Origin of the sequence: Pseudomonas sp. NFPP04 (genome assembly GCF_900113815.1) — a bacterium.
Lineage (GTDB): Bacteria > Pseudomonadota > Gammaproteobacteria > Pseudomonadales > Pseudomonadaceae > Aquipseudomonas > Aquipseudomonas extremorientalis.
In genome coordinates this window covers 258,338-269,882 of the sequence record NZ_FOQS01000001.1, presented here as the reverse complement: position 1 = coordinate 269,882, position 11,545 = coordinate 258,338, and the positions used below count along the sequence as shown (strand labels likewise).

Annotated in this window: 10 protein-coding genes and 1 other RNA gene; 6 read left to right on the top strand and 5 right to left on the bottom strand. The window is 60.4% G+C overall.

Translation table 11 applies throughout. From position 1 onward, the window contains the following. Positions 1 to 195: 195 nt before the first annotated feature. Together rnpB and rsmI are read right to left on the bottom strand one after the other, a co-directional pair. Positions 196 to 549: RNase P RNA component class A (gene rnpB, locus BM017_RS01360), an RNA gene on the bottom strand. Positions 550 to 645: 96 nt separating this feature from the next. Then, complete coding sequence (rsmI, locus tag BM017_RS01355) at positions 646 to 1,551, bottom strand: 16S rRNA (cytidine(1402)-2'-O)-methyltransferase (RefSeq protein WP_170856025.1); 906 nt, start codon at positions 1,549 to 1,551, stop codon at positions 646 to 648. A 176-nt stretch (positions 1,552 to 1,727) separates the two neighbouring features. Between rsmI and BM017_RS01350 the strand changes: the two genes are divergently transcribed. The 4 genes from BM017_RS01350 to BM017_RS01335 all read left to right on the top strand — a co-directional run bounded on the left by BM017_RS01350 (position 1,728) and on the right by BM017_RS01335 (position 5,174). Beyond that, the gene (locus tag BM017_RS01350) at positions 1,728 to 3,539 is read left to right on the top strand and encodes a penicillin-binding protein activator (protein ID WP_071491180.1); all 1,812 of its coding nucleotides are present in this window, start codon (positions 1,728 to 1,730) and stop codon (positions 3,537 to 3,539) included. Beyond that, a complete protein-coding gene (locus BM017_RS01345; protein ID WP_092240780.1) occupies positions 3,539 to 3,910 on the top strand; it encodes a YraN family protein in 372 nt (123 codons plus the stop codon). Before BM017_RS01350 ends, BM017_RS01345 begins: the two co-directional genes overlap by 1 nt. Positions 3,911 to 4,002: 92 nt before the next feature. After that, on the top strand, positions 4,003 to 4,596 hold the full coding sequence (locus BM017_RS01340) for a phosphoheptose isomerase (protein ID WP_007904374.1): 594 nt from the start codon (positions 4,003 to 4,005) through the stop codon (positions 4,594 to 4,596). Then, on the top strand, positions 4,593 to 5,174 hold the full coding sequence (locus BM017_RS01335) for a BON domain-containing protein (protein ID WP_012722284.1): 582 nt from the start codon (positions 4,593 to 4,595) through the stop codon (positions 5,172 to 5,174). The genes BM017_RS01340 and BM017_RS01335 overlap by 4 nt, the downstream gene beginning before the upstream one ends. A gap of 61 nt (positions 5,175 to 5,235) precedes the next feature. Here the strand turns inward: BM017_RS01335 and BM017_RS01330 are convergent, their stop codons facing one another. Together BM017_RS01330 and BM017_RS01325 are read right to left on the bottom strand one after the other, a co-directional pair. Then, a complete protein-coding gene (locus tag BM017_RS01330) occupies positions 5,236 to 6,009 on the bottom strand; it encodes a YiaD family glycine zipper/OmpA-like lipoprotein (protein WP_058422961.1) in 774 nt (257 codons plus the stop codon). Between the two features lie 191 nt (positions 6,010 to 6,200). Further along, entirely contained in the window at positions 6,201 to 6,845 is a 645-nt protein-coding gene (locus BM017_RS01325; protein ID WP_071491178.1) for an MBL fold metallo-hydrolase, read from the bottom strand. A gap of 137 nt (positions 6,846 to 6,982) precedes the next feature. On the opposite strand from BM017_RS01325, the gene BM017_RS01320 reads away from it, so the two are divergent. After that, positions 6,983 to 7,450, top strand: a complete 468-nt coding sequence (locus BM017_RS01320) for a helix-turn-helix domain-containing protein (protein ID WP_092240778.1) — start codon at positions 6,983 to 6,985, stop codon at positions 7,448 to 7,450. Beyond that, entirely contained in the window at positions 7,450 to 8,721 is a 1,272-nt protein-coding gene (locus BM017_RS01315) for a type II toxin-antitoxin system HipA family toxin (RefSeq protein WP_092240776.1), read from the top strand. The genes BM017_RS01320 and BM017_RS01315 overlap by 1 nt, the downstream gene beginning before the upstream one ends. Here the strand turns inward: BM017_RS01315 and BM017_RS01310 are convergent. Next, positions 8,718 to 11,447: a winged helix-turn-helix domain-containing protein gene (locus tag BM017_RS01310; protein WP_092240774.1), complete on the bottom strand. Its 2,730-nt coding sequence runs from the start codon at positions 11,445 to 11,447 to the stop codon at positions 8,718 to 8,720. The genes BM017_RS01315 and BM017_RS01310 overlap by 4 nt on opposite strands. Between the last annotated feature and the right edge of the window lie 98 nt (positions 11,448 to 11,545).

Genomic DNA, 11,545 nt, shown 5'->3' with positions numbered 1-11,545 from the left:
GAGAAAACAGAGTTCGGGGATGTTTTTGGCCCAACAAGCGCAAATAGCTCAAAGAGCTATAGGCTAAAGTTAAAGTAATTTATTAAGAGTAAGATTTTTTTGGTATTACGAAGACGCATCTGCCAATGATTCGGCAGGGAGGGATTCTTGCGTTACTACCGGGTTTCTGCTCGAGATTCGGACAGAAGGAAAAAGGTGGAGAGTCGATCTATAAGCCGGGTTCTGTCTTGAACAGTCATTCGTCTACGATGGCCATCACTGGACATCTTTAGCAACCTACCCGGTCCCAGCGCGGGCCACGCCTTGGGACCCTATTTGGTCTTGCTCCAAGTGGGGTTTACCTAGCCACGAACTGTTGCCAGTCGTGCGGTGCGCTCTTACCGCACCTTTTCACCCTTACCGGCACCGAAGTGCTTAGGCGGTTATTTTCTGTGGCACTTTCCGTAGGCTCACGCCTCCCAGGCATTACCTGGCACTTCGCCCTATGGAGCCCGGACTTTCCTCCCCCCCCTAATTTTCATAGAGGGCAGCGACTGTCCAATCGACTCTCCGCCGCGCAGGTTAACGGCACGACGGACTTAGGACAAGTAATAAAAGTTCAGAATTGCCATCACGTTCAGACGGAATACCCCTTTAACCCTGGAACTATTCGCCTTTTTGTTTATCCAGCGCCGCTTGATACAAGAGGTTCTTGCGCACCCCGGTGATTTCCGCCGCCAGGGCGGCCGCACGCTTGAGAGGCATCTCCTTGAGCAGCAGGTCGAGGATGCGCATGGCCTCGCTGCCCACCGCATCTTCGTCCTCAGGCGCGGTCCAGCCTGCGACCAGCACCACACACTCGCCGCGCTGCTGATTGCTGTCACCTTCGACAAACGCACGCAACTCTTCCAGCGGCAGACCCTTGAGGGTTTCGAAGGTCTTGGTCAGCTCACGGGCCAGCAGTGCCAGGCGCGCACCGCCAAATACCAGCTCCATGTCCTGCAGGCATTCGAGGATGCGATGGGGGGCTTCATAGAAGATCAAGGTGCGCGGCTCTTCCTTTAACGCTTGCAGCCGCGCACGTCGCCCAACGGCCTTGGCCGGCAGGAAACCCTCGAAAATAAAACGGTCGGACGGCAGACCCGCCGCCGACAATGCCGCAATCAGCGCGCACGCTCCCGGAACAGGCACTACATTGATACCAGCGGCCCGCGCCTGGCGCACCAGATGGTAGCCAGGGTCGGAGATCAGGGGTGTACCCGCGTCGGAGATCAGCGCCACATCGTCGCCGGCCAGCAGCCGCACGATAAAGCGGCTGCCTTCTTCGCGCTCGTTGTGTTCGTGGCACGCGGCTAATGGCGTGCTGATACCAAAATGCTGCATCAAACGCTGGGAGTGCCGTGTGTCCTCCGCCGCGATCAATTTAACCTCGCGCAACATTTTCAGTGCCCGCGCACTGATGTCGTCCAGGTTGCCAATGGGCGTCGCCACGACAAAAAGCGAGCCTGCAGTGGAATTCAAAGGACCTGGAGCAGTCAAAACGCACACCTCGATGGTTGGCAAAAGCGACATTGTAGCGCGTAGGCGCCTTGAAAATATGCCATCACCGCCGATGCCTTTTCAGCCGTTTAACGCCAGTTGCAACATTTGCACGACCTAATTCGACGGTTTCACGCCAGTAACATCGCGCCTGGGCCAGTGCTTGGGTACAATTCCACGCTAATTTGATCGGTATCAGGAACACTTACATGATCGCTTGCCTGCGGCTGCTCTCCGCCCTCTGCCTCGCTGCCTTATTGGCCGCGTGCGCCAGCTCGCCCTCGTCCAGCCTTGGCGACCTTCCACGGACCCCGGACGCCAGTATCGAGCAACTGCTCGAACAGGCCACTACCGCCAAGACGCCAGAAAAGGCTGCGTTGCTGCGCCTGAGTGCGGCAGACATGGCCTACAAGCAGAACAACCCTGGGCGTTCGTCGCAGATTCTTGCGCAAGTGCCCCTGGATGTCCTCAAGCCCGCCGCGCAAGTATTTGCCAGCACCCTGGCTGCCGAACTGGCCATGACGCGCAACCAGCCCAAGGCGGCGCTGACTGCCTTGAGCCACCCGAGCCTGCAAAACCTGAAGGACCTGCCGCCCGAACAGCAGATCCGCACCGCCAGCGTACACGCCCGCGCTTATGAAGCCGACGGCCAGACCCTGGCTGCCGCCCGGGAACGTGTCGCCATGGCCCCACTGCTCACGGGTGATGCCGCCAACAACAACCACGAAGCCATCTGGGCCTTGATTGCCGCCGTGCCGGCCGAACAGCTGCAAGCCAGCGGCAATCCGGTGCTGGATGGTTGGATCACCCTGGCCCAGTCGGTCAAGGGCGCCGGTACGCTGGAGCAGCAACAGGCGGCCATCGACACCTGGCGCGCACAGAATCCGGGCCACCCGGCTGCCGTGCAATTGCCAACGCCGCTGACCAAGCTCAAGGAACTGGCCAGCCAGCCTCTGAACAAGATCGCCTTGCTGCTGCCACAGGACGGCCCGCTGGCCTCCGTCGGCAAAGCGCTGCGTGAAGGTTTCATGGCGGCGCACTACCAGGCCGAACAAGCCGGGCAGAAGCCGCCGGTCATCGAATTCTATGACAGCTCACGCCTGACCTCCCTCGACGACTTCTACGCCAAGGCCCAGGCCGCCGGTGTGCAATTGGTGGTCGGCCCGCTGGAGAAGCCTTTGGTCAAACAGCTCAGTGCCCGCCCGCAATTGCCGATCACCACCCTGGCGTTGAACTACAGCGAGACTGATCGCAGCCCGGCGCAACTGTTCCAGTTCGGCCTGGCCGCTGAAGACGAAGCCCGCGAAGTGTCGCGCCGCGCCCGTGCCGACGGCCTGCATCGCGCGGCTGCCATGGTTCCGCGTGGCGAATGGGGTGAGCGTGTCTACAAAGCCTTCCGCCAGGACTGGGAAGCCAATGGCGGCCAGGTCATGGGGGTTGAGTATGTCGATCAGCCCGTCGCCCTCGCCCAGCAAATTGCAGATCTGTTCCAGCTGCGCAAAAGCGAAGGCCGCGCCAAGAGCCTGCAAAGCACCGTCGGCACTGATGTCGCCGCGCAGCCGTCGCGTCGCCAGGACATCGAGTTCATCTTCCTGGCCGTGACACCGCAACTGGCCCAGCAGATCAAGCCGACCCTGAACTTCCAATATGCCGGCGACGTGCCGGTATACGCCACGTCCCACGTGTTCAGCGCCAGCGGCGACAAGAACCAGTACCTGGACATGACCAACGTGATGTTTTGCGAAACGCCCTGGTTGCTCAACACTACCGACCCACTGCGCAACCAGGTAGCCGCACAATGGCCACAAGCCAATGGCAGCCTCGGCCGCCTGTACGCGATGGGCGTCGACGCCTACCGCCTGGCGCCGCGCCTGGGGCAACTCAAGGCGCTGCCAGACACCCGTGTCGACGGCCTGTCGGGCAACCTGGGTATCAGCGCCAACCAGCGCGTTGATCGCCAGATGCCTTGGGCCAAGTTTGTCGGTGGCGAGATCCAGCGCCTGCCGGACACTCCGCGCTGATGCCCGAGCGGTCCACTGCACAAAGCGGCAAGGACGCCGAACTGCAAGCCCTGGAGTATTTGCAACAACAAGGTCTGCGCCTGCTGGCGCAGAACTGGTTATGTAAACGCGGTGAGCTTGATCTGGTCATGCTTGACGGCGATACAGTAGTATTCGTCGAAGTCCGCTACAGAAAACACGCACAATGGGGTGGCGCGCTCGCCAGTATCGACGGGCGCAAGCGTCAGAGGCTGATACTCGCCGCGCAGTTTTTCCTGCAAAAAGAGCATCGCTGGGCCGACGCCCCCTGCCGTTTCGATGTGGTTGCCATAGAAAGCACACCGTCTGGTCAGGCTGATCTGAACTGGCTCAAGAATGCCTTCGACAGCTGATTCGCCGGACATCTTCACCACACACTTTTGCTCTTTGCTTTGCGGGCTGCACATTCCTGTGCCAAACAGCCGCGCTACTTAAGGTCACACAGATGGACATGCAATCCCGAATTCGCCAGCTTTTCCAGGCCAGTATCGACACCAAGCAACAGGCGATGGACGTACTTGCACCGCACATCGAGCAAGCCAGTCAGGTCATGGTCAACGCCTTGCTCAACGAGGGCAAAATGCTTTCGTGCGGCAACGGCGGTTCGGCCGGCGATGCCCAGCATTTTTCGTCCGAGCTGCTCAACCGCTTCGAGCGTGAGCGCCCAAGCCTGCCAGCCATTGCCTTGACCACCGACTCGTCGACGATCACCTCGATTGCCAACGACTACAGCTACAACGAAATCTTCTCCAAGCAGATTCGCGCCCTGGGTCAACCGGGTGACGTGCTGCTGGCGATTTCCACCAGCGGCAACTCGGCGAATATTATTCAAGCGATCCAGGCCGCACATGATCGCGAAATGATTGTCGTAGCATTGACCGGGCGCGATGGCGGCGGCATGGCCTCACTGCTGTTGCCTGAAGACGTGGAAATTCGTGTCCCGGCCAATGTCACCGCACGTATCCAGGAAGTCCACCTGCTGGCGATCCATTGCCTGTGCGATCTGATCGACAGCCAACTGTTTGGGAGTGAAGAATGACCGTTAACCGCCTCAGCCTTTTGGCCATCACCCTGTGCCTCGCTATCAGCGGCTGCAGCACGGCCATCACCGCGACTCGTGACACCCCTATTCAGGATGACAAGGGCACCCGCACTTTCGGCAGCAAGATCGATGACTCGCTGATCGAAACCAAGGTCGAGGTCAACGTTGCCAAGGCCGCGCCAGACCTGGGCAATGGCGCTTCGCGCATCGTCGTGACCAGCTTCAACGGCGTCGTACTGCTCGCTGGCCAGACGCCACGCGCCGACCTCAAGGCCCAGGCCGAGCAAGCCGCCGCTGCCGTGCAGCGCGTGAAGAAAGTGCATAACGAATTGCAGGTGATGGACCCGATCACCCTGCTGGCCATCAGCAACGACGCCCTGCTGACCACCAAGATCAAGGCGCAGATGCTCACCGATAACGCGATCCCTGGTTCGCGCATCAAGGTCGTGACCGACAACGGTATCGTCTACCTGATGGGCCTGCTGACCCAGGCCGAAGCCACTCGCGCAGCCAACCTGGTGCAAGGTGTGTCCGGCGTGCAGAAAATCGTGAAGGTGTTCGAATACATCGATTGATGTAATCACGCAGCCACAAAAAAGGGCGCCTTTCACAGGCGCCCTTTTTATTAGCGAATGTTTACTGGTACTGCGAGTACGGGTTGCCCTGGAACTGGTTGTTCTGCTGTGGCGCCTGTTGCTGAGCACCTGGCTGGCCGTACTGCTGGCCCGGGATCGGGCCGAGGTTGACTTCCACACGACGGTTCTGGGCGCGGCCGTTGACGTCGGCGTTGCTGGCAATCGGGTTATCCGGGCCGGCACCGCGTGCGCTCAGGTTGGCACCGTTGACGCCCTGGGACGTCAGGTAGTTGGCTACGCTCTGCGCACGACGCTGGGACAGGTCCATGTTCAACTGACGGCTGCCCGTACTGTCGGTATAACCGACGATCTGGATCGTGTTCTGGTTGAACTGCTTGAGCGAGTTGGCCAGGTTGTTCAACGGCTGGTAGAAGCTGCTGGAGATCGCGTCCGAGTTGGTGGCGAAGGTGATGTTGCCCGGCATGATCAGCTTGATCTGGTCGCCCTGGCGCTGAACTTCAACCCCGGTATTGGCCATGCTCTCGCGCAGTTTCTTTTCCTGCTGATCGGCGTAGTAGCCGTAACCTGCTGCGCCGGCACCTGCAACCACGGCACCGATCAGCGCGCCCTTGCCACGGTTGTTATGGTCGATGGCCGCACCCGCCAGTGCACCGGCCAGGGCACCCAGGCCGCCGTACTTGGCGGTCTTGCTCATACCGCCGGATTCATTACTCGCCTGTCCCTGGCTGCTGCCGTCATAAGGATTAGGTGATGCGCAGCCGGACAACAGGGCTACGGCGGTAGCAACAACAAGCAGACGACGCGAAGTGAACATGAAGGAAGCTCCTACTTTTGCATTCTATGGTGCAAAGGACATTGGCAATGGACCTGTGCCGAGTTTGGAACACGACAAACGGCAAAAATTCCGTCGCTACAGCAACCGTAGCAGACGCACGCTGAACACAACCTGAGTTTTTGCTGCAACGCTTGCCTCTGACAGAACAGCCCTACCCGGCAATTAATCTGTCACGCCCGTACAAAAGGGTTCTCACGCATTTCATCACCCAGTCGAGTATCCGGGCCGTGCCCGGTCACCACGGTCGCCCCCTCATCCAGCGTGTATAGCCGCTGCTTGATCGAACGCACGATGGTCGCCTGGTCGCCGCCCCACAAATCCGTACGCCCGATACCACGTCGGAACAGGGTGTCGCCAGCAATCAGCAGCTTGGCATCGGCAAACCAGAAGCTCATCGAGCCCGGCGTATGCCCCGGGGTGTGCAATGCCACGCCACACCCGCAGGCCAACTCTTCATCATGTTCCAGCCAGCGGTCTGGCGAAGGCACCGGGGTGTAGGGCACGCGAAACATCTGGCATTGCATTTCCAGATTGTCCCAAAGGAATTGATCCTCTTTGTGCAAGTGCAAGGTGGCACCGGTCTTCTCCTTCAACTGGCCGGACGCCAGGAAGTGATCCAGATGGGCATGGGTATGGATGATACTGACCACCTTGAGGCCCAGGGCATCGAGCCGCGCCAGGATCAGCTCATGGTTGCCGCCCGGGTCGACCACGATGGCCTTTTTGCTGATGGGGTCGCCGATGATGGTGCAGTTGCACTGCAAGGGGCCTACGGGGAAGGTTTCGCGAATCAGCGTGGGAGCCGTGAGCGTCATGGGTGAGCCTCTGAATCGTGATCAATGCAATTAAACTATAGTTCCGAGCCCTGTATCGCCAGAATAATTGCACTTTACAAAGAAATAGAAGTGCTATTATTTTTGCACTTCGCACCAAAAAGTGCAGGAATAATAGCATGGCAAAAAAAGTCGCCCCATTGCTACCCACTACCGAGCACCTGCTTTCGGATTTCGGCGAGCGGATCAAACTTGCGCGCCTGCGCCGAAAAATCACTGCCAAGCAAGCAGCTGAGCGCGCCGGCATGTCCCAGATGACACTTCGAGCCTTGGAGCGCGGCTCTTCAGGAAGCACGATGGGTGCTTACCTGGCGATATTGCAGGTGCTGGGCCTCGAAAAAGACCTGAACGCCGTCGCAGCGGACGATGAACTGGGTCGACATCTGCAGGATTCAACACTGCTAACGGGCAAGGCATCAGCGTCGCGCAGGAATAAGCCGATGGAGTCAGAGAAAGTTACAAGAAACAAAGCCACCGCCCGCAAGAAGCCACTACCGTCAAAGCCTACGCCCCCTCCCGACAAGGGCACGATCAGCAGCGACGCACTGGCCGCACTGATCCCACCACGGCAAAGGACAGACACGTAATGACCATGATTGGGGTTTATGCCGACTGGGAAGGTATCGACGGCCCCCGGCGCCTTGGTTGGCTGCACGCAAAAAAAACCCGGGTGACCGAAAAGTTCGAGTACGAAAGCGACCCTCTGGCATTGCAAGACCGGGCGCTGAACGCCGTTCGGATCGACCCGGGCATCGGCCCCTATGCAGGCGCTCAGTTCCCTGTTGAGGGGCGAAACATGTTTGGTGTCTTCAGCGACTCCTGCCCGGATCGCTGGGGGCGATTGCTGATGAAACGACGCCTGGAACGCGACATCCGCGACGGACTATACGACGCGAATACTCGGCTCGGCGAGTCGGACTATCTGCTTGGCGTACACGATCTCTTTCGCGTCGGCGCCCTACGCTACCGGCTGAACGATACCGGCAGTTTTCTCGATGATCAGGACACCATTGCCGCGCCGCCTTTTGTCGAGCTGCATACGCTGGAAAGAGCCAGTCGCGAGCTGGAAAACGACCCGGATAATCGGGCCCCAGAAGGCCGGCAATGGCTACGCATGTTGATTGCACCCGGCGGCTCCCTGGGCGGTGCACGCCCAAAAGCCAGCGTCGCCGACCACGACAACCATCTATGGATCGCCAAATTTCCCTCGACCCGCGACACCTACGATGTGGGCGGCTGGGAGCTGGTCGTCAACGCCCTGGCCAAGGCCTGTGGCCTGAAGGTCGCCTCGGCGATCGGCAAGCGCTATGCCAGCGAGTTTCATTGCTTCATGGTCAAACGTTTCGACCGGACGGCTGCAGGCGGCCGTCTGCACTTTGCATCCGCCATGACGCTCACTGGCCGAGTCGATGGTGACGACGCCAGCTCGGGCGCTAGCTACCTGGAGCTGGCTGAAGTGCTGATGCGCAGCGGCTCGAATACCGACCAGGATCTGCAAGAGCTGTGGACGCGCATCGTGTTCAATATCCTGGTTTCAAACACCGACGACCACTTGCGTAATCATGGCTTTATCCTGGAGCCAGGCAACGGATGGCGCCTTTCGGATGCGTATGACTTGAATCCCACGCCACTGGGAGATGGCCTGAAACTCAATATTACCGAATACGACAATGCGCTGGATCTGGAACTGGCGAGAGAAGTCGCCGGTTTCTTCCGTGTGAACCTCGGGAAGGCGGATGAAATCATCGCTGACTGCATCAACTCAGTCAGCCATTGGAGGACCGTGGCTCAGGCGGTTGGTCTTTCACTGCGAGAACAAGACTACATGGCTGCGGCTTTCGCAAAAGCCCAGGCCTAGCCGATCAACCTCAGCTCCTGCGCCCGTGCCACCGCCTGAGTGCGCCGCTCAACACCCAGCTTGCTGTTGATGTGGCTGGCGTGGGTCTTGACCGTGTGCAGGGAGATAAACAGCCGATTACTGATCTCCTGATTGGAACAGCCCTGAGCGATCAGTTGCAGCACCGCCAGCTCCCGTGCGCTCAAGGCTTCATGGATCGACACTGTCTCCACCACCGAGGCGACGGGCAACAGCGCCAGCAGGCTCTCGTTCAAGAGGCCATGGGGATCTCTGGCGAGTTGCTCGCGCATCCAGTCCGGGTGGTTTTCCAGCAGACGCTGGAAGGGTTGCAACGCGCCACCGGCCCCCGCCTCCAGCGCCTGTGCCAGCAGCGGACGCGCCTTGGCCTCCTGGCCGCTCTCCAACAGTAAATGCGCCTGCTGGGTCAGCGCCATGAGGGCGATCATCTGGCGCCCACTGTTATGCGCCTGCTGCGCCAGTTCATCAAGGCGTTGCAGCGCCGCAGCGGGCTGGTGGCGCGTGGCGTCCAACGCAGCCTGTTGCAACCCGATATGCTGGGGCAGGTGCGGATGGAATTCTGGCGCGGCGGCGGCGTGTTCGCCGTTGTATGTCTGCCCCAGGCGGGTCAGCCAGGCGTCGGCGAGGTCGGTGCGGCCCTGGGCCAACCACAGCTCGCACTTGATCAGGGTAATCATCGCCAGATAGTAGATCGGTGGCACGTCCCAGATATGCATCAGGCGCTCCGCCTCGGCAAGCTCGGCGAACGCCGTGGCGAATTGACCCCGACGCCCTTCGAAACTGGCGATCACGCAATGACCGATCAACACGCTGATATCGCGGCAAGCCCGGGCTTCGGCGAGACCGGCGCGCAAGCGAGCGAGACCGGCTTCAGGCTGGAGGCGCACCAACAGCAAAAAACCTTCGTAGAGCGACAACCGCGCACGCACCGCGTACAAGCGCTGCGGCGCCAGGCCATGCAGGCGCTGCAAGCCCTGGCGCACTTCATCCAGGGAACGCAGGATTTCACCGCGCGCCTGCAACACCCGCGCACGGTCATAATGGGCCAGGGCCTCGAACAACGGGTTGCCGACCCGCTGCGCCAGTTCCAGGGATTCGCGATTCAAACCACGGGCGCGCCATAGGTCGGCATCGACGATGGCCAGGTTGGAGAGCGTCGACAGGCACATCAGGCGCTGGCCGTAACGCCGTTGCGGTAGGCTTTCCAACGCTTCGCTGCAATAGCGTTGGGTCAACTCACGATCCCCCCTGCCTCGGGCGATGATCCCGCTGAGCGCCAGCCACTGGGCCAGCATCGACTTTTGCGCGGTGGCCGACGGTGCCGGCAGGAAGCGACTGAGGTAACTGGACAATTCTTCCGCCGCGTCCAACTGGCAAGCCAGGCCCAACGCCCAGCTGTACAGCACGATCAAACGTGGCGTGCTGATCAGCAGACTGTCGGGCAGGTCCATTTTCCAGCGCAGCAACATGCCCACGTTTTGCTCGGCCAGCAGTTGTTCTTCGGACAGGTTCTGTACCAGGTTGGCCGCCACATCCAGGTGGCCGGCGCGCAACGCCTGTTCCACCGCCTCATCGATCAAGCCCTGGGCGTTGAACCAGCGGCACGCACGCAGGTGCAGGCTGGCGGCCGGCAGTACATGGCTGCTGGCGCGCCGCGTGCGCAGCAGGTCGGAAAACAGATGGTGATAACGGTACCAGTGGCCCTGCTCGTCCAGCGGCACCAGAAAGACTTGGTGGGCTTGCAGGTAACGCAGGATTTCGGCGCTGTCGTGGGCTTCACGCACAGCATCACAGAGTTCGCTGCAAAAACGATCCTGCGGGGCTGTATCGTACAAAAACGCCTGTACTTCGGCCGGCAGACAGTCGATCACTTCTTCAAGCAGATAGTCGCGGATCAGCCCTTCCCCGCCATTCAGGCTTTGCGGCAAGGTGCCGTCGCTACCGGCCTCAGAGGCGGCCAGCAACCAGAAGCGCAGGCCGGCGACCCAGCCTTCGCTGCGGCGGATCAGGTTGTCGAGGGCTTCGCCGCGCAGGGAGTTGCTGTGGCGATCCAGCACCGCCAGGGATTCGTCGTGCGTCAGGCGCAGGTCCTGTTCATTCAGTTCCAGCAGGTGGCGCGATAGACGCAGCCGCGCCAGATGCCAGTCCGGACGTTGGCGACTGGTCACCATCACCACCAGGCCATCGGGCAGATGATTGAGGAAAAACTGCAGGCAGCGGTCAAGCACCGGCCCTTGGGCCAGGTGATAGTCATCCAGTACCAGCAACAGCGGCGCACGGGTGGACAGGTGCACGGCCAGCTCGTCGAGCAGGCCGTCCAGCCATTCTTCAAAGGCAAAGGGTTGATGACGCTGGCGCATTTTCAGCAAGCCCAGGGACTGGGCGCCGAGTTGCGTGAAGAATTGCTGCAAACCATCGAGCAGACGCTCAAGGAAACGACCGGGGTCGTTGTCCCGCGGACTCAGGCCCAACCACAGGCTTTGCCAATGGGCCGGCAGGCTCTGGCAGAACTCCACCGCCAACGAACTCTTGCCGAACCCGGCCGGCGCGCTGACCAGCAACAGGCGCCCGTCCAGCCCGGCGCTCAGGCGTTCGCACAAGCGCGGTCGCAGCACGTAGCCGTCAGGCAGGGGTGGCCTGTAGAAGCGACCTTCCAGGGTCGGGATTACCGCACTGGCAGGCCCTTGGATTCGGGACAGATCAGTCATCGCCGGGCTCTTGTAGAAGGCTGTGGTCGGCATTGCAGATGTCCGCAGACTAGCGGTAAAAGCGGCAGGTTTGTAGATCTTTGCTACAAATGACTGAA